General features: G+C 65.8%; 19 protein-coding genes and 1 pseudogene. 18 read left to right on the top strand and 2 right to left on the bottom strand.

The window, feature by feature from the left end:
- Positions 1–100: 100 nt before the first annotated feature.
- The 12 genes from U1708_RS18475 (at position 101) to U1708_RS18420 (ending at position 12802) form a co-directional block, all read left to right on the top strand.
- Positions 101–778: a ParA family protein gene (locus tag U1708_RS18475; RefSeq protein ID WP_151992019.1), complete on the top strand. Its 678-nt coding sequence runs from the start codon at positions 101–103 to the stop codon at positions 776–778.
- A gap of 351 nt (positions 779–1129) precedes the next feature.
- Positions 1130–1966 (top strand): DUF7146 domain-containing protein, encoded by an 837-nt coding sequence (locus U1708_RS18470; RefSeq protein ID WP_151992020.1) that lies wholly within the window; start codon positions 1130–1132, stop codon positions 1964–1966.
- A gap of 59 nt (positions 1967–2025) precedes the next feature.
- Complete coding sequence (locus tag U1708_RS18465; RefSeq protein WP_159513011.1) at positions 2026–6267, top strand: strawberry notch family protein; 4242 nt, start codon at positions 2026–2028, stop codon at positions 6265–6267.
- Between the two features lie 137 nt (positions 6268–6404).
- Positions 6405–8486, top strand: a complete 2082-nt coding sequence (locus U1708_RS18460) for a ParB/RepB/Spo0J family partition protein (protein ID WP_159513027.1) — start codon at positions 6405–6407, stop codon at positions 8484–8486.
- Between the two features lie 101 nt (positions 8487–8587).
- Positions 8588–9550, top strand: a complete 963-nt coding sequence (locus tag U1708_RS18455) for an ArdC family protein (protein WP_159513010.1) — start codon at positions 8588–8590, stop codon at positions 9548–9550.
- 24 nt (positions 9551–9574) lie between these two features.
- Positions 9575–10063 carry a hypothetical protein gene (locus U1708_RS18450; RefSeq protein ID WP_159513009.1) on the top strand — a complete coding sequence of 163 codons (489 nt, stop codon included), beginning with the start codon at positions 9575–9577 and terminating at the stop codon, positions 10061–10063.
- A complete protein-coding gene (locus U1708_RS18445) occupies positions 10060–10254 on the top strand; it encodes a hypothetical protein (protein ID WP_236559358.1) in 195 nt (64 codons plus the stop codon). Before U1708_RS18450 ends, U1708_RS18445 begins: the two co-directional genes overlap by 4 nt.
- Before the next feature lie 65 nt (positions 10255–10319).
- Positions 10320–10964: a hypothetical protein gene (locus U1708_RS18440; RefSeq protein WP_159513008.1), complete on the top strand. Its 645-nt coding sequence runs from the start codon at positions 10320–10322 to the stop codon at positions 10962–10964.
- A 5-nt stretch (positions 10965–10969) separates the two neighbouring features.
- Positions 10970–11407: a hypothetical protein gene (locus tag U1708_RS18435; protein ID WP_159513007.1), complete on the top strand. Its 438-nt coding sequence runs from the start codon at positions 10970–10972 to the stop codon at positions 11405–11407.
- A 26-nt stretch (positions 11408–11433) separates the two neighbouring features.
- Complete coding sequence (locus U1708_RS18430) at positions 11434–12048, top strand: DUF6927 domain-containing protein (RefSeq protein ID WP_183937785.1); 615 nt, start codon at positions 11434–11436, stop codon at positions 12046–12048.
- A complete protein-coding gene (locus tag U1708_RS18425; RefSeq protein WP_311725881.1) occupies positions 12045–12290 on the top strand; it encodes a hypothetical protein in 246 nt (81 codons plus the stop codon). Before U1708_RS18430 ends, U1708_RS18425 begins: the two co-directional genes overlap by 4 nt.
- Positions 12287–12802 carry a thermonuclease family protein gene (locus U1708_RS18420; protein WP_159513400.1) on the top strand — a complete coding sequence of 172 codons (516 nt, stop codon included), beginning with the start codon at positions 12287–12289 and terminating at the stop codon, positions 12800–12802. The genes U1708_RS18425 and U1708_RS18420 overlap by 4 nt, the downstream gene beginning before the upstream one ends.
- A gap of 66 nt (positions 12803–12868) precedes the next feature.
- Here the strand turns inward: U1708_RS18420 and U1708_RS18415 are convergent, their stop codons facing one another.
- The gene (locus U1708_RS18415) at positions 12869–13390 is read right to left on the bottom strand and encodes a hypothetical protein (protein WP_159513399.1); all 522 of its coding nucleotides are present in this window, start codon (positions 13388–13390) and stop codon (positions 12869–12871) included.
- A 76-nt stretch (positions 13391–13466) separates the two neighbouring features.
- Between U1708_RS18415 and U1708_RS18410 the strand changes: the two genes are divergently transcribed.
- Positions 13467–14774 carry a DUF8535 domain-containing protein gene (locus U1708_RS18410; protein WP_159513398.1) on the top strand — a complete coding sequence of 436 codons (1308 nt, stop codon included), beginning with the start codon at positions 13467–13469 and terminating at the stop codon, positions 14772–14774.
- Here U1708_RS18410 and U1708_RS18405 read toward each other — a convergent pair.
- Positions 14749–15003 carry a hypothetical protein gene (locus tag U1708_RS18405; protein WP_159513397.1) on the bottom strand — a complete coding sequence of 85 codons (255 nt, stop codon included), beginning with the start codon at positions 15001–15003 and terminating at the stop codon, positions 14749–14751. The genes U1708_RS18410 and U1708_RS18405 overlap by 26 nt on opposite strands.
- Before the next feature lie 89 nt (positions 15004–15092).
- Between U1708_RS18405 and U1708_RS20755 the strand changes: the two are divergent.
- From U1708_RS20755 to U1708_RS18385, 5 genes and pseudogenes are all read left to right on the top strand, one after another.
- Positions 15093–15167 (top strand): annotated as a pseudogene (locus U1708_RS20755) (hypothetical protein); the annotation flags it as partial.
- 31 nt (positions 15168–15198) lie between these two features.
- Positions 15199–15735 carry a DUF7007 domain-containing protein gene (locus tag U1708_RS18400; protein WP_159513396.1) on the top strand — a complete coding sequence of 179 codons (537 nt, stop codon included), beginning with the start codon at positions 15199–15201 and terminating at the stop codon, positions 15733–15735.
- Between the two features lie 71 nt (positions 15736–15806).
- A complete protein-coding gene (locus U1708_RS18395) occupies positions 15807–16385 on the top strand; it encodes a hypothetical protein (protein ID WP_236559425.1) in 579 nt (192 codons plus the stop codon).
- 24 nt (positions 16386–16409) lie between these two features.
- Positions 16410–18083 carry an ATP-binding protein gene (locus tag U1708_RS18390; RefSeq protein WP_159513395.1) on the top strand — a complete coding sequence of 558 codons (1674 nt, stop codon included), beginning with the start codon at positions 16410–16412 and terminating at the stop codon, positions 18081–18083.
- On the top strand, positions 18080–19015 hold the full coding sequence (locus U1708_RS18385; protein WP_183937790.1) for a hypothetical protein: 936 nt from the start codon (positions 18080–18082) through the stop codon (positions 19013–19015). The genes U1708_RS18390 and U1708_RS18385 overlap by 4 nt, the downstream gene beginning before the upstream one ends.
- Positions 19016–19029 lie beyond the last annotated feature (14 nt).

The raw sequence follows: 19029 nt of genomic DNA, 5'->3' as shown, positions 1-19029 counted from the left end.
ATTGTGCTTGCAAGGTGTAGCTCGCTTCGCCAATCACATGCAAAGACGCATGCAACGCGCATTGCACTGTAATGCTGGTTAGCAGTACAAAGGGACCGTCATGGCTGTCATTCTCGTGGGATCCATCAAAGGCGGAGTCGGCAAGTCCACCACCGCGCTCGCGCTAGCCTCCGAAATCAGGTCTGCGGGGCAGACGGTCTACGTCATCGACACGGACCCTCAGCTCTCCCTCTATCGCTGGTACGAGGACTGGAAGCTGAAGGATGGGATCGTGGTCGAGGACGGCCACAAGATGACGCAAAAGCAGCTGGAGACAGCCGTTTACGACGCATCGCAAGATTACCCGTTCGTGATCCTCGACGTGAAGGGCGCGATCAACGAGCAGGTGATGTACGCCACCCTGCAGGCGAACATGCTCATCATTCCTCAGCGCGCGTCGGCCGCGGACCTTGAGCGCTCGATCGAGTTCCTGGACCGCCTCGAGTTCATTGAGCGCGCCCGGCAGAGGCCCCTCCCCCATCGCATCCTGTTCACCCAGCGCACGACCGCGATCACCTCGCGAGCCGAGCGCGAGATCATGGAGCAGACGCGCCAGGCGGCGCCGGTCTTCTCATCAGAGTTGTTCCTGGGCGACGCCTATCGCGCGATGTTTCTCTACCGAATGACGTTGGAGGAACTGGACGCCCATAACCTCGCGCGGACCGAGCGCGCCCGCCAGAATGTTCAAAGCCTCCTTCGGGAGATCGTTGCAATCATCACATCCGAGGTCAAAGCATGAGCGAAGCACCAGAACCCAAGAAGTTCGGCCGCGCCGCTCGTGAGCCCGCTGCTAGCGGTCTCGATCTTTCAGCAATGCGCCCTACTCCCGCCCCTCGCCCCAGCGCTGCCCCAATGGAGTTGCCCGACGAATATCAATCAGCGCCGACGGCGCGACGCCGTAGGGTGCGCGAGACGAAGAGCAAGTCCGTGACCATGAGGATTACCCCAACCACCTACACCCGCTTCAACGAATATTGCGACCGCGAGCAGCTATCCTACCCTGACGCGCTCGATCGGCTTCTGGCGCTGGCTGAAGGCGCCAAGGACTAGGAGGGAAGGGGGTGAGGTGCATCATGAGAAAGGATGCACCATGACCCTAGTCGCCCTCAAACCCACTCAGCAGGTAGTCAATATCGTAGGTGCCCTGGGCGGCACCTGGCGCGGCTATCTCGCGATGTGCCCCTGCCCTGCCCACCAGGACAAGACGCCGAGCCTCTCGGTCCGGCAGGGCAATGAAGGGATCCTCGTTCACTGCTTCGCAGGCTGCGACGCGGACGATGTCCTAAGAGAGATCTCCCGGCTGAGGCCCGGCCAACGTTACGAGCCGCCAAAGGCGGCACCGCTCGGCCGACAGCCGAATGTCGAGCGGCTTTGGAGCGAGGCCGTCCCGGTCGCCAGCACGCCTGCGGAGGCGTACCTGAGGCGGCGCGGGATCCGCGACGGGTTCGACGACCTCCGGTTTCACCCCCGATGCCCTTGGGGACCGAAGCCTACCACCCGGTTCCTCCCCGCGCTGATAGTCGCCGCCAGAGAAGGTCGAGCCCTACACGCCGTCCAGCGGGTCTTCCTCGACCTCGAACACGGAGGGTATCTCGAAAAGGTGATGCTGGGGACCCCGGCTGGCGCGAGTTGGCAGGGCATGCGCGTGACGGACACGCTGGCGCTTGCCGAGGGTTTCGAGACGGCAGCAATGTTCACGCAGCATAACGGCATCCCGTGCTGGGCGACGCTTGGCGCCGCGAGGCTCGACCGCGTCCACATCCCGGACTCAGTCAGGACGTTGATCTTCGCCGAAGACAACGATCCAGAGGGACGCCGCGCCCGTCGGAAAGCGTGGGCAGCTTACCGTCCGCGTGGCTTGAATCTCCGGCGAATGCCGCCTCCGAGGCAATTCGGCGACTGGGCCGACGTCAGAACCGGAGCATAGAGGGGAGGGGGACTGGTCTGGTGAGCTGCGTCGTGCAGCCACAGAGCCAGGAGATCCCCATGAACGACCTGTTCGACGCCGCACGCGATCGTGCGTCATGTTGCACCGCTGCGGCGATGCGGCTCGTTCCCAGCCTTGAGGGCCAGGACAAGATCACGCGCGCCTTGCTCAACGAGGCGATGACGACCGCCTTCGGCGGTTCCGACGCCGACGGCCGCTGGACCCAGCGCGAGAGCTTCGAGGTACTTGAGCTTGCACTTGCACTTGCAATGCGAAATCGCAGTACAGATCGCTTGCACGTTGCACATGATGATGTGCTGCAAGCTGCAGTGCTGCTCGATCGGCTTCCAACGCAAACCGTGAGAAGCGAGGAGCAGATCGAGTGGCAACAGTTCTCGACACCCCTCGACCTAGCTGCTGTCGCCCTGATCCTGGCGGCTCCCATGCCCTCCGACATCGTCCTCGAGCCGAGCGCTGGCAACGGCTTGCTGGTGGCCCAGCTTCCCACGGTCACGGCCCTCCAGCTCAACGAGATCGACCCTGCCCGGCGCGCCCGGTTGCAGGCGGTCTTTCCAGAAGCGCCAATCTCGGCTCATGACGGCGCAACGATCGGCAGCGCGATGGCAGCGTCGACCCGCCCGACACTGATCATCATGAACCCGCCATTCTCGCGCTCGATCGGGCACGGGACGGACTCGCTTGCCGCGGTTCGACATCTCCAGGCAGCGATCCGGCGCGTCCGCCCGAACGGCCGCGTGGTGGCGATCATGCCCGACTGGTTCACGAACTCCGCGCGCATGGGCCAGATCTGGACGACCACGCTGGAGCAGGTGACGGTCAGGACCTCGATCCGCCTCACCGACGCATACGGCAAGCACGGCACCGGCGTCGCGGTCCGCCTCTACGTTCTCGACAAAGCGGTCGGCCAGAGCAACAACGTGACGATCCAGCGAGGGACCGTGCGCGAACTCCTCCCGGAGATCAGCGTACCCGAACGCCTGGAGTTCTCGGACGAGGTCGAGAAGCCTGCCGCTGCGAGGGGAGGGGCCGTGTCCCTCTTCCGAAGCGTCCGATCGAAGCCCGCGACCGCGCCTCGCGTCTTCCGCGCGCGCGCCCGGAACGAGGTCGCGCCCGTGACGTACCAGGTCCTGGAAACCCCGGCACCGCTTGCGGAGCAGACGGGCGTCTATCTGCCATACCGGCCGAGCCGCATCGTCTTCGACAGTGCCGGCGAGCACCCGACCGCACTCGTTGAATCGGTCGCTATGGGCTCGATCCCCGCGCCGATCCCCACCCACGTCCCGGCGTTGCCGGAGCGGACGGTCAAGGACCGCCTCCTGTCCTCCTCGCAGCTGGAAACCGTGGTGTACGCCGGTCACGCGTGGACGCAGTTCATTCCCGGCCGTTTCCGTCCCGATCCCGAAGGCGTCGGCCTCATCATTGACGAGAACGGCAGCCGGTATCGCAAGGGCTTCTTCTTGGGAGACGGCACCGGCGCGGGCAAAGGCCGCCAGGTCGCGGCCGTGATCCTCGACAGCTGGCTCGCCGGGCGTCGCCGCGCCATCTGGGTGTCGAAGAACGAGGCCCTGCATGCCGACGCGATCCGTGACTGGACCGCACTTGGCGGGCTCGCAGCCGATGTCCAGCCGCTCTCCCGCTGGAAGATCGACGAGCCGATCGCGATGAGCGAAGGTGTTCTCTTCGTCACCTACCCGACTCTGCGCTCCACACGGGGTGATGCGAGCCGGCTCGAGCAGATCATCGCTTGGGCTGGCGACGACTTCGAGGGCGTGATCGCATGGGACGAGGCCCACGAGATGGGCGGCGTCGCGGGCGGCGAGGGGAGCATGATCGCTAAAAAGGGCTCCCAGCAGGGGATTGCCGGCGTCGTGCTGCAGAACCGCTTGCCCGGAGCGCGTGTCCTGTACGCGTCCGCAACCGGCGCCTCCGAGGTGAATAACCTCGCCTATGCCGTGCGGCTCGGCCTGTGGGGTCCCGAGACGTCGTTCGCTAACCGCGAGGCGTTCATCACCGAGATCAGGCAGGGCGGGATCGCCGCGATGGAGCTCGTCGCCCGCGACCTCAAGGCCACCGGCCTCTACACCGCCCGCGCGCTCAGCTTTGCCGGCGTCGAGTACGACATCCTGCGACATGAACTGACCCCTGAGCAGGTGGAGGTGTACGACGCCTACGCTGACGCCTGGGGCATTATCCACCGCAACATGGAGAAAGCCCTGGAGCTCACTGGCGTAGTGGATCCTTTGAAGGGCGACACGCTGAACTCCGGTGCCAAGGCGGCTGCGCGCTCGCGGTTTGAGAGCTGCAAACAGCGTTTCTTCGGTGCGGTGCTTCTATCGTGCAAGCTGCCGACCGTGATCGCTGCAGTGCGCCAGCACCTGGAGGCCGGTCAGTCCGTCGTACTCCAATTGGTCAGCACCGCCGAGGCGATCCTGGACAGGCGCCTAGGCGAACTCTCGCCGGACGAACGGGCCGAGCTCGACCTCGACCTTTCCCCGCGAGAAGCGATCATCGACTATCTGCAGCGTGCATTTCCCGTTCAGCAGATGACGCCGTACCGTGACGACACCGGTGAGATCCGGTCCCGGCCGATGTTCGACGAACGTGGCACGCCCGTCACCAATCCCGAAGCAGAAGCGGCCCGCGACGATCTGATCGAGCAGCTCTGCGCGCTCCCACCGATAGCGGCCGTGCTCGATGGCGTGCTCGAGCATTTCGGTCACGACAACGTCGCCGAGGTTACCGGGCGGACCAAGCGGCTCGTCAGCACCGCGAACGGCACCCAAAGGCTGGAGTCCCGTTCGGCCCGCGCGACCCAGGCGGATGCCGCTGCCTTCATGGCAGGGACCAAGCGCGTACTCGTGTTCAGCGACGCCGGAGGCACCGGCCGTTCCTACCACGCAAGCCTCGACGTCAAGAACCAGGAACAGCGGGTACACCTGTTGCTGGAGCCGGGTTGGCGCGCCGATCGCGCTATCCAGGGGCTGGGCCGCACACACCGTACCCATCAGGCCTGTACGCCGCTCTTCCGGCCCGTCACGACGGACTGCAAAGGCGAATTGCGGTTCACGTCGACGATCGCGCGGCGTCTGGACAGCTTGGGCGCGCTGACGCGCGGGCAGCGCCAGACAGGCGGCCAGAACCTCTTCGACCCGGCCGACAATCTCGAATCCGAGTACGCCAAGGCGGCCCTGATCACCTGGTATCACCTCTTGATCGCCGGCAAGCTCACCAGCACGAACCTCGTAGACTTTACGCACCGGACCGGGCTCGAACTGCAAGACAAGGACGGCGTCCTGAAGGACGACCTGCCACCCATTCAGCGCTGGCTCAATCGCCTCCTCGCGCTTCCGATCGGCTTGCAGAACCTCATCTTCGACGAGTTCCTAGCGCTCGTCGAAACCCGTGTCGCGGCAGCCCGGGATGCCGGCACGCTCGACGTAGGTGTCGAAACGATGGCCGTCGACACCGCGACCGTGCTCGACGACACGATCCTGCGGACCGATGCCGTTACGGGTGCAACCTCGCACCTCCTTACCATCGAGGTGACCCGACGGCGCCAGCCGGCGTCGCTCGACCTGGTGCTGCGCATCGCCGACAGCGACGGCACCGCCGTGTTCCTGCACAACGGCCGATCGGGGAAAGTCGCGCTGCGGACCGCCTCCAGGTCGGGGATGACCGACGAAGGTGTCGCGGTCGAACGGGTCGAGCTGATGCGGCCGACGCGTCGAGAATATCTAACGATGGACGACATGTACGAGACGGCTTGGGAGGAGTGCTCACGCGAGACCTTCCAGAGGGCTTGGGAGGTGGAGACTGAGGAAGCCCGCACCAAGGTCGACACCGAGACGATCCGGCTGGCCACCGGCTTGCTCCTCCCGATCTGGTCGGCGCTACCGAGCGATCACCTGGCGGTGAACCGCGTCGTAGACGGAGAAGGCCGTTCCTGGCTTGGCCGAATGGTCTTCCCCCGGGATCTTCACGGGTTGTTCAACAAACTCGGCCTGGACGAACCCCAGGTCCTCAGCCCGGACGAAATTACGAAGGCCGCGCTGGAAGGCGGCTCGATCGTCCTCAAGCGACCATTCGCATGCGAGGTGAAGCGCGCTCGGGTCAACGGCAAGCCTCGGATCGAGGTTGTCGGTGCTCCCGCCGCGCAACTGCCGTGGCTGAAGTCGATCGGCTGCTACACGGAAATCGTCTCGTACAAGACGAGGCTCTTTGTACCCAACGAGGGTGCCTCGGAGGTGATCGCCCGCCTGACGGCACAATCGGACGGCTGACGCCGCCACATTGCAAAGCGCGGTACAAGGCGCAGTGCATGTCGCTGCGCGAGCTACGGAGCAGAAGGGAAGGGGGAGCGGGGAGGGTGTTCGGCGAGGGATTTCGTCGGACACCAACCACGCTCAGGAGACTGGCAATGACCCAGACCGTCAAACTCGCGAAGCTGAAGCAGTCCGAGAAGAACGTCCGCACGACGCAGCCCAAGAACATCCCCGCTATGGCCGCCAGCATCCGGGCGCGCGGCATCATCCAGAACCTGCTGGTCACGCCGTCGAAGCCCCGCGGCTCGTTCGAGGTGATCGCCGGCGAACGCCGTTTCCTCGGAGCCATGATGCTCGCCGAGGCGGGTGAAATCGTCGCGGCCGACTACGACGTGCCCGTCAAGATCGTCGTCGGTGACGACAACGACCTGCGCGAGCTCTCACTGACTGAGAACTTCCAGCGCGAGGTGATGACGCCGGCGGAGGAGTGCCGCGCGTTCCAGCACTTCCTGCAATCGGACGGCGACATCGATGCTGTCGCCAAGCGCTTCGGCCAGACCCGCCGCTTCATCGAGGGTCGCCTCCGGCTCGCCAACCTCGCGGAACCGGTATTCGAGGCGCTGGCGAACGGCGAAATCACCCTGGACATGGCGAAGGCCTATGGTTCGACCGAGGACCGCGCGAAGCAGGAGCGCGTCTTCGCCCAGTATCGGCACAGCGCCTACATCAACGCCGACCAGATCCGCCGCGCCATCTCGAACGACACCATGAAGGCGACTGACCCTGTCGCGATCCTGGTCGGCGCTGACGCCTATGTCGCCGCTGGCGGGCGCATCGAGCGCGAACTGTTCAACGAGGACGGCGACCGCTGGTCGGATCCCGAGATCGCGCAGTCGCTCGCCGGCACGATCATGGAAGCCGAGGCCAAGCGTCTCGGTGAGGAACAGGGGCTCGCCTGGATCCGGCCGATCGTCACGACCAACCTTTATGGTGCAACAGCGGACCTCCACCGGGTTCCACTGGCGGCCGCACCGCTCAGCGAAGCCGAAGAAGTCCGCGCTTTTGAGATCTCCGAGCGGATCGAGGCCATCTCCGAAGAGATGAACGACGAGAGCCTCGACGATGCCGCCTACGGCGCGCTCGAAACCGAGACGGAGCAGCTCCAGCAGGAATACGAGAACATCCACAACAAGCCGCCCGTGCTGCCCGACGAGATCAAGGGGCAGGTCGGCACGTTCCTGATGCTCGACCGGACCGGCAAGCTCGTGCTCGAGACCACCTACTACAGCGAAGCGCCGCTGCGCGCGCCGGGCGACGAGGCGGACACCAAGCCGGCAGGATCGAGCCGCGACACCACCTCTCTGCCGCCCGAGGCCGTCGCGCCGGGCGGAAAGCCGCTCAGCGCCCGCCTCCACGACGAGCTCGCGGTCCAGCGACGCGACATCCTCGCCGCCTCGATCCTGGGCGATCCCGGGCTCGCGCTCGACTATGCGCTGTTCGCCATGGTCGACCGCACCCGCAACTACGGGCGTTCCGGCACGACCATCACTGCGGGCCGGCCGAACGATCCGCAGATGCCGGCAGAGTTCGCGCCCACGCAGGCTCGGATCGCGATCGCCGAGGCGCGCGAAGCGCTCGATACCAGCTGGACCGAGCTGGGCTCTCCGGTCGAGCGGTTCGAGGCGTTCCGCGCGCTTTCCGACGATGCCAAGGCGGCCTGGCTCGCCATCATGGTCGCGGACTCGCTTGAGGCGAAGCAGGAATACGGCGCGGTCACGACCAACCCGCTTCACGCCCGTCTCGCCTCCATCTTGGAGATCGACGTCGCCAAGTGGTGGCGGCCGACCTGCGAGAACTTCTTCGACCGCGTCTCGAAGGGCACGCTGCTGGCGACCCTCACCGAGGTGGGGGGCTCCACTCTCGCGGCCCGCTATCTTGGCTCCAAGAAGGGCGAGATCTCGACGAGCTGCGAAAGGCTGTTCGCGGGCGAGGCGATCACCGAGGCGGAGACCAAGGAGGCGGCGCTCGCATGGGTGCCCGACGCCATGCGCTTCGACGCCGTCGGTACGGCCGAGCTGGTCGAAGACACCGGGCCCGGTGACGACGACAGTGGCACCGGATCGGACGACCACGACCCGTCCGGCGACGAGGTCAATGACGACACCGACGACACCGGCGACACCGACGCGGATGCCGGCGCGGTGAACGACGAGAACGAGCTCGTCGCAGCCGAATAACCCCTGCCCGACTGTCTCCTGGGCAACCTTGCGGCCGCTCCGATGGGGCGGCCGCTCTTTTTTCGCGAGGGCGCAACGCCGCCCCTTGGGGAGTTATCGCCATGACCTTTCGCCGCAAGCCCGACGCGCCACGCCGCGACGTCGCCGCCGAAATTACCAACCTGATCATCGAGAAGCTCGAAGCCGGCGTTCTGCCTTGGTCACGTCCTTGGGGACTGACCGGAGCAGGCGGCCGACCGCTGCGTCACTGCGGTACGCCCTACACGGGGATCAACACCCTCTACCTGTGGGCAATCGGCGACGCTCGTGGCTACAACAGCCGCACCTGGATGACCTATCGCCAGGCCGAAGAGCTGGGCGGCCAGGTCCGGCGCGGCGAGCGCGGGTCGCTGAGCGTGTACTTCTCCAGCTTCTCAAAGACCGAGACGGACCGCGTCACCGGCACCGAGGCGACCAAGAACATTCGCTTCCTGCGGTCCTACATCGTCTTCAACGTCGATCAGATCGACGGGCTGCCGACCTACTACTATCCAACCGTCGCGCCGCCACAGCCGCGGGTCGAGTCCGAACACCGCGCGTCGATCGATGCCTTTTTCGGGGCTTTGCCGGGCACAGTCCGGCATGGCGGCGACCAGGCGTATTTCTCGCCCATCGGCGACTACATCCAGATGCCGAACCGCGGCGCGTTCCGGTCGGACGATCATTACGCCAGCACCCTGGGGCACGAATACACCCACTGGTCGGGTGCGGCGTCGCGTCTCGCACGCGAGTTCGGCAAGAAGTTTGGCGACAGCGCTTATGCGTTCGAGGAACTGGTAGCGTCGATCGGGCAATGCCTCGTCTGCGCCGAGCTGAGCTTGCCCGGCGACCTGCATGACAACCACGCCAGCTACATCGAGCACTGGCTTCGCATCCTGAAATCGGACTCGAGCGCGATCATCAAGGCCGCGTCGAAGGCCGAGCAGGCATTCAACTACCTGAGGGACCTTGCGCGGCCTGCCAGCGCGTCCCCGGCCGACGGCGAGATGGCAGAGTGGCACGAGCCCGAGGCGCTCGCCGCATGATCCCCCGTGCAAGGAGACGCAACCATGCGTATCGAGCTGAAGAAGCTGAAGGTCGTCAACGCCCTCTCCGAGGAGACGACCTGCTATACCGCCGAGATCTGGGTAGATGGGGCGCGCGCGTTCCTGGCGTCCAACCGAGGCCATGGCGCCGCGGACGACTTTCATCAGGTCGGCGTTGTCAGCGAGCCGTCGGTCAACGCCTGGCTCGCCGCAAATCGGCAGCCCACGCGCTTCGGCGACACCGTTCTCGAGCACACGCTCGAGTTCGAGGTCGCGGCGCTGATCACGAAGACCGAGGAGGCAAAGCGGCTCCGTCGCTCTTTCAAGAAACAGCTTGTCGTGATCGATGACGGCAAGGTGTTCGGCTACCCGCTGAAAGGGCGTTCAATGAGCGCCGTGGCCGACGCCGTGCGCCGCACCCGACCGGGCATTCGTGTCGTGAACGACGATGAGACGGCTGTGGAGCAAGCGGTCGATCTGCTGATCGCGCAATCCGAACAGGCCCAATCGTGAAGCTCGACCTCATGCAGCTGCTCGGCCCGACCCGACCCGACCCGGTTTGGCAGGCCGAGCGGGCGGGCTGGCGTTGCTACGTCTTTGGTAACGGCTGCGGCTACCGAGCAGGAACCCGGCTTGCGGCCGCCTGGGAGCGGGGGTTCGCGGCAGCGGCGCGATCCTCCGATCCGATGGGCCTGATGCTCTGAAGGCGGGAAGGGGAGGGGGAAGCGGGATGGTGAGCGCGAGACGCGCTCAGGACCCGGAGACCGCCATGCCCTACGACGTGCCTTTCCGCCACCAGCAGGCGCTCGATCCCAGCGCACTCACCACGATCACAACCGGCCTTCACGCGCTGTCGCGCGCGATCGACGACTGCCGCAACGCGGGCGTCAGCCTTGAGGCAGACGCTGCGGTAATCCTGCTGGCTCGCCATCTCGGCACCCTCACACAGACCATGCCCGACGACGCCGTACTGCGGCGCCGTGCCACGGAGAGCATCGCCGAGCTGCAGCGCTTCCCGGCGCTGCTGACGCTGGCAATCCGGGGCGTCGCATATGATGCGGCCGCCAAGGATCTCTTCCACGCCGATGGGCGACGCGCGATGCTCAAGCTGGCCGCTGCTCTCTGCCTTCCCGACGGCAGCTATTCCATTCGGTCAAACCGATCGGGTCCGGCTGTCTCCGGCGAGATCACGCTTCACGGCGAGGAGGTCTGGGTTCAGCTCTCGCTTGGAGCGCTTGGACCCGACTACGAAGTTTCGTTCCGACGCGTCAAGAGCCGCGACGACCATCTTGGCGATCGACGCCGGTTCGCAGCGATCCGCGAACTCCTCAACCCCGAGCGCTTTGCCGAACGGGTGCGCCGCGAGTTGCGGCTGGCACCCGCTTCGGCCGAACGCGTCACCCTGTTCGGCTGACCCGGATGGAACTGCTCGCCACCCGAGCCCGCGTGACGGGGATTCACCCTCAATACCAGTACCGGCTCTACGCCTCGTTCGCCACCCTCTCGCCGGAACGCGTGTTCCAGATCCACTACCATAGCGACTTCGGCCACGGGCGAGGTCTGTTGGCCAAGATGAGCGAGGTGATCGCTCCGATCGCGTGGCTGGCCATGCCGCCCGGCCGGGAGAAGTCCCTGCAGGCAAGGGCAATTCATCTGATGGCCGCGAGGATCGAGACGGCCGTCCTGTCGACAGTGTTCCCCGAGGCCATGGTCGACCCGATCCCGCTCTTGCTCGAAATTACCAACGAACTGCCGGACGAGCGAGTGTCCGTCGAGATCGCTGACATCATGGGCCGATACCAGCCGCTCGCCGACGATCCGGCGTTGGCCGACCGTCTTGACCCCCGCCGCCTCTGACGCGGCCCAACTGGAAAGGATTTACCATGGGCTGGCTCACCATGCCGTTGTCGTCGATGCACCCGCACACGACCCCGAAAGCCTATCTCGACGCCCAATTCACCTATGACCGACGGGATGACGCCGGAAAGGGCAGGGCGCTTCGGATCGTCGCGTCCTCCTGGCTCCGCAACCAGGTCTATTACGCGGCCGCGGTGCCGAGCACCGATGGGGTCGATGAGCCGACCTTCGCCGTCGTCTGCCTGGTCAAGTGGAACCCTCGCGACAAGGAGGGCTACGTCTTCGGCTTCAAGGATATGACGGAGCACATGGGACCGTCCGAAGCCGAATGCCCGGAGCGCATCCTGGCGCTGCTCGGCGACACCGACGATCCCTCCGCGCTCAACTGGCGCCGGCGCTGCATCGATAACCTTGCGCGCGCGTCGCGACCGCTGGAGCACGGGATGCGTATCCGTCTTCCCTCCCCGGTGAAGTTCACCGACGGCTACGAAGGCGACGAGTTCATCGTCCACAGGCGGGGCCGCAAGATCGAGCTCGCAAAGCCCGGCTGCAGCTACCCCGGCTACAGGCTCAGTGGCCTCCGCCAGATGGCCTGGATCATCGTCCCCGAGACGAAGGTTCACAAGACCGTGTTCGCTTGATCAACAAGCTCACCCAAACCAGGATCATCGCCATGATCGCCCTCCACGACCATTCGCCCTTGAGCCCGAAGCGCCGAACGCTCTGCAGCCGCGAGAACGCCCAGCGCGTGGCAGCACGCATGATGGACGACGGCTTGGATTGTGTCTCCATCCTTCGGACCAGCAACCCCCTCCAGCCCCTCCGGGTCATCGCCGAAAGCGTCGACGGGCCCGAGGTCGAGCTCGAGATGCGCCTCGCATGAGGCCGCTCCTGCTACTCCTCTCGGTGACCGTATCAGCGTGCAGCGCCAGCCCCGGGCAGGAGGTCGCCCAACCGGAGGTCCGCGGCGATGCCCGCGCGCTCGACGGCGACACCGTTTCGATAGACTTCCGCTTCTCGGGCGCGGATTCGGTTGAGAAAAAGCAGCAGTGCGAGCGATCGGGGTCCTGCTACCCGTGCGGCAAGGTCGCCCAGGACGCGACCGCACGCATGCTCAGGAGCGGAGAGGCAACGATCAGCCTTGTCGGGAGCAGCAGCTACGGCCGTCCCGTCGCGATCGTCAGCGTGAACGGGTCGGATCTTGGAGAGCAACTGATCTCCCAAGGGTTCGCCGTGCCGGCCACGAAATACCTGAAGAACGATCCCGAGCGGGCGACCCGCTACGTCGAGGTGTTCGAGGATGCGCGTCGCCACCGACGAGGCATTCACTCAGGCGAATGGATCGAGCCGGAGAAATGGCGTCGCGGGGAACGCCTCGCCTGCGAGCGGCGTTGAACCTACACCCCCCCCGAACAAGACGGGCGGCCCCGGCTCAAGCCAGGGCCGCCTTTCTTTTTGCCGTCAGAGCGACAGCTTCGGGTCGACGACCCGATCGAAGGCCTCGTAATCCGGGCCGGGGTCGAACGACCACGACGGACCGATCTCGAAGTCGACGTCGAACCTCCCCACGGGACCGTCAGGCTCAGAGGCGACATAGGGCGACACCAGCGGCAGCATCGGACGCTTGCCGCGCAGCAACTCGCCGGCGAGCTTGCCACGCGCCTGCAGCACCCCTTCCAGCCACTGCAGATCGTCTAGGACGAGAACAATGCCCTTGCCCGCGAGCGCGTAGTAGATGCAGCGCTGAAAGTCGTCGCACTGGTTCGAGAGGATTGTGGTGAGCTTGCGCTTTCCGGCAGGCTCGCCCTCGTGGATCCACTCCACTGCCTCGCGCAACTCACGCACCGAGTAATAGGCGTCCTCCGGACCGAGACCGATACATGCGGCCGCGATCATCCGCCGAGTGGGCCGGATGCTCGGATCGCTCGACGCGTCCTTGAGGGTTAGATCGAGGTCGAAGGCTTCGATGCAATCGGTCTTCATGGCGCACTTCTCCTTGCGGGTGAACGTACCGTGAACAACGTGGACCTTGCAAGTACAATATCGTATAGAGTTCCCCATGTGGTTGGTCCCGCGAGATACCCGTGGACTGCAGCAACGCACGCCCGTTCCGGACGTCGTGCGCGAGGCCCTTGTTCGCTGGTACACCGGCGAGGGCGAGGACAGCGACCATCGTGCGTCGGTCATCATGGTTGTGAAGGCCCGGGACCATCACCAATGGATCGCCTGCAGCTGCCTCGGCGATACTGAACCGCCGCCCTTGCTGTCGCCCGCCTACCTGTCGGAGGCGGAGACCTACTATCTGCGCCGCTTGACCAGCGTCCGCCAGCGCCGTCCAGAACACGACCTCGACTGCCCGTTTTACCGGGAACAGGCACCGCCTCGCATCCGCAAAAAGGCCACGGCGACCCCGCGCACGATCAACGAGCCCGACGGCATGTTCTCCGCCCACCGGCTGGCGCCCGAGAAGCTCGCACAACTGCCCGAGGAAACCGAGCCTGACGATCGGACCCGCGGTGTCGCCATTCCGCGTCTGGCGCGCCTGCTGTGGCTCTTGATGGAGATGGCTCACGTCAATACCGTCGAGCCACTCGAAGCCGGCGAGCCGCGTACCACGTCCATGGCGAGCGAGTTCGCCGCAATGCGTCGCGCAGCCGAGCGCGTCGAAATAGCGCCGGGTGTCCCGCTTGCCCGGCACTTCTACACGCACATCGACCCCTATGATCGGGGGATCGTCTTCGCCAAGCTGAGAGATGCGGCCAAGAAATGGCCCAGCGGCCACGCGCCGCAGGCGTTCCTGCTCCTCTACGCCGTCGATATATCGGGAACGACGATCACGCTCGCCGAAGGCCGCGAACTCGAGGTCAAGAACCGAATCCGCCATATTGGGATCCACCAGCGCCAGATCGGCGCCCCGTACCTCGTTCTGGCCGTGGTCGGCGAGCACAACCCGCGCGAGGGCTACGCCGCGCTGCGCGCCTACGCCCAGCCGATCGCACGCCCCTCAAACTTCGTCGCCATCCACAACGCCGCCGAGCGCCAGACGATCGTCGGCCTGCTCGACCTGCAATACCGGCTGCGACGCCGTGGCATCGGGGTCGGCTTCAAGCGGCTCCTCTTCGACGTCGCCACGCCTGCCGGCGACATGCGCCCGGACATGCTTCTCGATTTGCGCGATTTCACGACCGGCGAGGTGATGGAGGCCGCCCTGGAGATCGTCACAGCGAGTGATGCCGACAGCCTTGGGCTCAAACTCCGCCAAGTCGAGAAGCTGCGGAGCATCGCCCCCGTCGTGACTATCCATGGCGAGGACCTCGAGGCCGACGGCTTGGAGGCGGCGATCATGGATCAGCTTCGCATCGGATAGCATCCTCCGCCTTGCTGGGACTCGCGTCGAAGCAGCAGAAGCCATGTTCCCGGATAAGCGCGCGAGCCTCGGCCTCGTCTGCATGATCCAGCGTCACCGGCCGGATCCTCACCCACGGCCCGTGTTCGCCCGGCAGCCCTTCGCCATCACGGTCGACGCTGAGCGCCATGATGGCAGACGAACCGGCGAACAGCCAGACGTCCATCGGATGCTCGGTCTTGTCGTTCATGGACCCGCACAACGCGCCCGCGGCCCGAGATTTTCCTGAAGCTGGAAGGAGAGGAGGAGGGATTCGTCGTTCCTTGAAGGAGACGACAGATGACCCGCTTCGCCGCCACTGCTGCGCCCCTCGACACCAAATGGGGGGCGCCCGTCACGACCAACCAGGTCCTGCCTGGGGTCTGGCACGTCACAACAGCCGATCATGGCGGCTACGTCCCTCTCGGACGAGCGCCAGGCGGCAGTCCCCGAGGCGCTCCGCCGAGACGACCCTTTCTACGAAGAGGATGTCGACTGGGCGCTCGTCCTCCTCGCATTCGCGGCCGAGTTCCGCCGCCTGCCGACTGCCGGCATTGAACTGCAGGTCGAGAACGCACGGCGATCGGTCCGGGCCTGGCATCCCGACCGCTACGCCGCCTTCACGGGTGAGGAGGTTCCGCAGACGGAAAGCCACGTTCTGCGCCGCCGCGCCGCCTATCAGGCCGTGATCGGAGAATACGCCTCGACCAGCGCTTCCGGGGATTGGGCCGACTGGGTGCCCACGGGCATGGTGGGTGTCGTCTTCCGGCGAGTAGCGAGCGTCGATGCCCTCGGCTTCGCCCGCTATGCCGGCAACCCGATCTACGGGCTCGTGACCAAGGATCGGTACGCCGACCGGTCAGACGTCGAGACGTTTGACAGCCTTGGTGCGACGCAGGTCGAAAGCACCGCCCCGATCACCAAGGAAGTCGCGGTCCTCTGACCGACAGCCGCTCGCGGTGCAAATGCACTGCGCCTTGCGCTCGCGCGCGTCCCCTCTGCGGAGTTCATGCCATGAGCCTCTATCTCTACCTCTTCCACGGCCGCGCCACGCCCGATCAGGACATGAGCGATTGGGGCGCTGCCGGTCCGACGATCGGCCCGCTTAGCTACGTCCACACGACCTATGGCAGCGAGGTGAAGATCCGCGGCTCGAAAGCGGTGCTGGAAAAGTTCTTCCCCCAGGCGGAAATCCATTTCCACGACGGGGTCGGCGAACATGCCATCCAACTCGCCGGCGATTGCTTGCCGCATGACGGCAAGTTCTATGGCGACTGGAGCGTCTGCACCGCCGATGCCATGGAACCCGTGAACCGGAACCCTGTCACGCCGATCTGTGACGTTTGCGGGAGCGCGGACCTGGTCAAGAACGCGGCCGCGGTCTGGGATCGCGACCGGCAGGAATGGTCGCTGCTGTCGACCTACGACTCCACCACCTGTCAGCGCTGCGAACGCGAGGGCGATGCAATCGAACGATGGGTTCCCAACGCGGATGCGCCCCCGGCCGACGACCAGCAACCTGAACTCGATCTGGAACTGCCCGTCACGACCAAGGCCGAAGGGGAGGGGGAGCGGGAAGGCGGGCGTGGATGATCACGCCAGCTTCAGGAGCCTGCCATGATCCCCGCCATGATCGCGACGGCCGTCGCGCCCGAGACCATCACCAAGGTCACTCGGCTGTTCAACAACACCGCCTATGACGTCGTCTGCGAGCTGTTCCAGAACGCACGCAGGGCCGGCGCGACCCTGGTCGCCGTGACCGTCATCACGGCAAGCGACGCCACCTACCTGCAAGTTGTCGACGACGGCCATGGAATCGCAGATCCCGCGTCGATCGTCACCCTCGGCCGATCCGGATGGTCGGATGACACGCGCCGCGCCGAGGACCCGGCCGGAATGGGCGTCTTCAGCCTCGCCGGCAGAGACGTGATCATCCGCTCTTATTCCCAGCCCGACCGCCAAGGCTGGATGGCCCACATCCCGGCGATGGCCTGGGAGACGAGCCGGCCGATCGCGATCTCCTCCGACCCGATCCCTTACGGGACATCGATCACCGTCCGCATGCCCGAGGCATGGGTGAAGACGATCGAGAGCGACGTCGCCAAGGCGTCCCGCCATTTTCCCGTCGCCGTGACCCTGAACGATACCGCTCAGGAACAGAACGACTGGCTGGCCGATGCCGTCCACGTCGAAACCTGGAACGGCACCCGCATCGGGATCTTCAACGTCGCCACCAACCACCACTCGGTGACGGACCCGAACCTCAACTTCCATGGGGTGACCATACCCTGCAGGCTGCCGCACCTGCACGAAGTCGACCGGGGCGGCCGCTGGATCGCCCGCGTCGACATCGTCAACGCTCCCGGCATCCAGCTGGTGCTCCCCGCTCGCAAGGAAGTCGTCGAGAACGACGGGATCGCAGCGCTCCGACTTGCGGTGCATTGCGCTTTGTACCGCGCGATTGCGGCCAGAGGATGCCACCGCCTGGCATTCGACCAATGGTGTGAGGCCCGCGACCTCGGGATCGTGCTCCCGGAGGCGGAGCCGTACCTGTTCGCCTGGGTAGCACCGGCTGCGGACACCTCGCGCAATTACGAGACCGGCGAACGGAAGGCCGGAGCGTCGATGGTGCTGATGCCCGACTTCGACGCGCTGATCGCCCAGCCCGCCGAACGCGCGATCACCGCCCACAACCCGTTCGGGGGCCCGCTGGTCGAGGCTAAGGACGCCTTCGCCGGCTATGGCTGGTACGACACCCTGGCGCGCATCGAGACGCTGGCCTTCGACATCGTACAGGGTGAACACCGCTTCACCGTATCCGACACGATCGAGCCGCCGTGCGAGGCCGAAAACGGCTGGGCGGACTCGATCACCCTCAACGCCACCCTCTCGCACGCTGGCGCGTCAGTCGAGGTCGCGTGCGATGCCGACGTCGCGTTCGGGACCAGCTCGGAGTTCTACTACCCCGCCCTGGACACCGCGGTGTTCGTCCGCCGCGGCTGCGACGTTTCGGCGCTCGACGTCGCCGACCTGCTGGAAAGCGCCGCTTTCTCGGCGAACGAGGACAGCGACGCCGACAGCTACGACACCCAGCAGGAACGCTTCCAGCGCGACGCCGCGCAGCGCATGGTTCGGCTGCTTGAGGGTCAGGATGCCGCGCTCGAACGACGCCTCCGCGACCTCCTCTCGGGCTATTCGCTCCTGGTTCCGGACGATCGCGCCGTCACGATAACCGTCACCAGCGGCGAATTGACTATCGCGATCACGCCCATCCTGGCAGACGCATTGTGATCCCGCCGCCGCCCGTCGTGCTCGCCTACGGGATCGGGGTCGATAGCACCGCACTGCTGATCGAGAAGCACGCCCGGGGCGAAGCGCCGGACCTGTGCCTGAGCGCGGACACCGGCGTCGAGAAGCCGGCGACCTACGCCTATCTCGACGTGATCCGGCCGTGGATGCGCGACCGCGGCATCCCGTTCGAGCTCGTGTCCTACACCCCGAAGCGGTTCAAGCACTGGCCCCCGTATTACGGGATCCTCGAGATGTGCCTGACCAACGCGACGCTCCCGAGCAAGTCACTGGGCGGGTCGAGCTGCAGCCTCAAATACAAGAAGGCGCCGCAGGACGCCTATCTCGCCAAGTGGAAACCGGCGATCGAGGCATGGGAGCGCGGACAGCGCGTTGTGCGGCTGATCGGTTATGATGCCGGCCCGCGCGACACCAAGAGGGCGAACCACGCGCTCTCGATCACCGACCCTCTCTACGACTGCCAGTCGCCGCTGCGCGAATGGCAGTGGGACCGGAACGACTGCATCCGCCGGATCGAGGCCGAGGGCCTTCCCGTGCCGCCCAAAAGCGCGTGCTGGATCTGTATCGCGAACAGTCCGCAGGAGATCCGCGAACTCCCGGCGTGGTGCCTTCGCCTGATCGTTCTGGTCGAAGCGCGGGCAGCACCGCGCCTTCACACCGTTGAGGGCCTCTGGCGGCGCGGTACGCGCGCGCGCCCTGGGTCGATGACACAGTTCATCCGACAGGAGCGCCTGCTGCCGGCCGATGAGATCGACCGCATCATGCGCGACGCGCCGACCGAACTGATCCGGTTCCAGGACGTCGCCGGCGCCATCCCGATCGGCGAGCGGCCGACGCTCGCCAGCTGGCTGGATCGCTTCCACGCTGCCTTCCCCGATCGAGGCCGCAGCGCGCCGGACGCGCTGGCCGCCTGACCATCAACATCCAA

Source organism: Sphingomonas arabinosi (assembly GCF_036663715.1).
Lineage (GTDB): Bacteria > Pseudomonadota > Alphaproteobacteria > Sphingomonadales > Sphingomonadaceae > Sphingomonas.
The sequence above is the reverse complement of the archived record's forward strand: the minus strand, read 5'-3'. Positions and strand labels throughout refer to the sequence as shown.

Coding starts and splice junctions, on each gene's coding strand:
- U1708_RS18465 (WP_159513011.1), top strand. CDS start 2,026: ATGAACGACCTGTTCGACGCCGCACGCGATCGTGCGTCATGTTGCACC.
- U1708_RS18390 (WP_159513395.1), top strand. CDS start 16,410: ATGATCCCCGCCATGATCGCGACGGCCGTCGCGCCCGAGACCATCACC.
- U1708_RS18475 (WP_151992019.1), top strand. CDS start 101: ATGGCTGTCATTCTCGTGGGATCCATCAAAGGCGGAGTCGGCAAGTCC.
- U1708_RS18450 (WP_159513009.1), top strand. CDS start 9,575: ATGCGTATCGAGCTGAAGAAGCTGAAGGTCGTCAACGCCCTCTCCGAG.
- U1708_RS18415 (WP_159513399.1), bottom strand. CDS start 13,390: ATGAAGACCGATTGCATCGAAGCCTTCGACCTCGATCTAACCCTCAAG.
- U1708_RS18435 (WP_159513007.1), top strand. CDS start 10,970: ATGGAACTGCTCGCCACCCGAGCCCGCGTGACGGGGATTCACCCTCAA.
- U1708_RS18400 (WP_159513396.1), top strand. CDS start 15,199: ATGGCGGCTACGTCCCTCTCGGACGAGCGCCAGGCGGCAGTCCCCGAG.
- U1708_RS18460 (WP_159513027.1), top strand. CDS start 6,405: ATGACCCAGACCGTCAAACTCGCGAAGCTGAAGCAGTCCGAGAAGAAC.
- U1708_RS18430 (WP_183937785.1), top strand. CDS start 11,434: ATGGGCTGGCTCACCATGCCGTTGTCGTCGATGCACCCGCACACGACC.
- U1708_RS18410 (WP_159513398.1), top strand. CDS start 13,467: ATGTGGTTGGTCCCGCGAGATACCCGTGGACTGCAGCAACGCACGCCC.
- U1708_RS18455 (WP_159513010.1), top strand. CDS start 8,588: ATGACCTTTCGCCGCAAGCCCGACGCGCCACGCCGCGACGTCGCCGCC.
- U1708_RS18440 (WP_159513008.1), top strand. CDS start 10,320: ATGCCCTACGACGTGCCTTTCCGCCACCAGCAGGCGCTCGATCCCAGC.
- U1708_RS18395 (WP_236559425.1), top strand. CDS start 15,807: ATGAGCCTCTATCTCTACCTCTTCCACGGCCGCGCCACGCCCGATCAG.
- U1708_RS18420 (WP_159513400.1), top strand. CDS start 12,287: ATGAGGCCGCTCCTGCTACTCCTCTCGGTGACCGTATCAGCGTGCAGC.
- U1708_RS18470 (WP_151992020.1), top strand. CDS start 1,130: ATGACCCTAGTCGCCCTCAAACCCACTCAGCAGGTAGTCAATATCGTA.
- U1708_RS18405 (WP_159513397.1), bottom strand. CDS start 15,003: ATGAACGACAAGACCGAGCATCCGATGGACGTCTGGCTGTTCGCCGGT.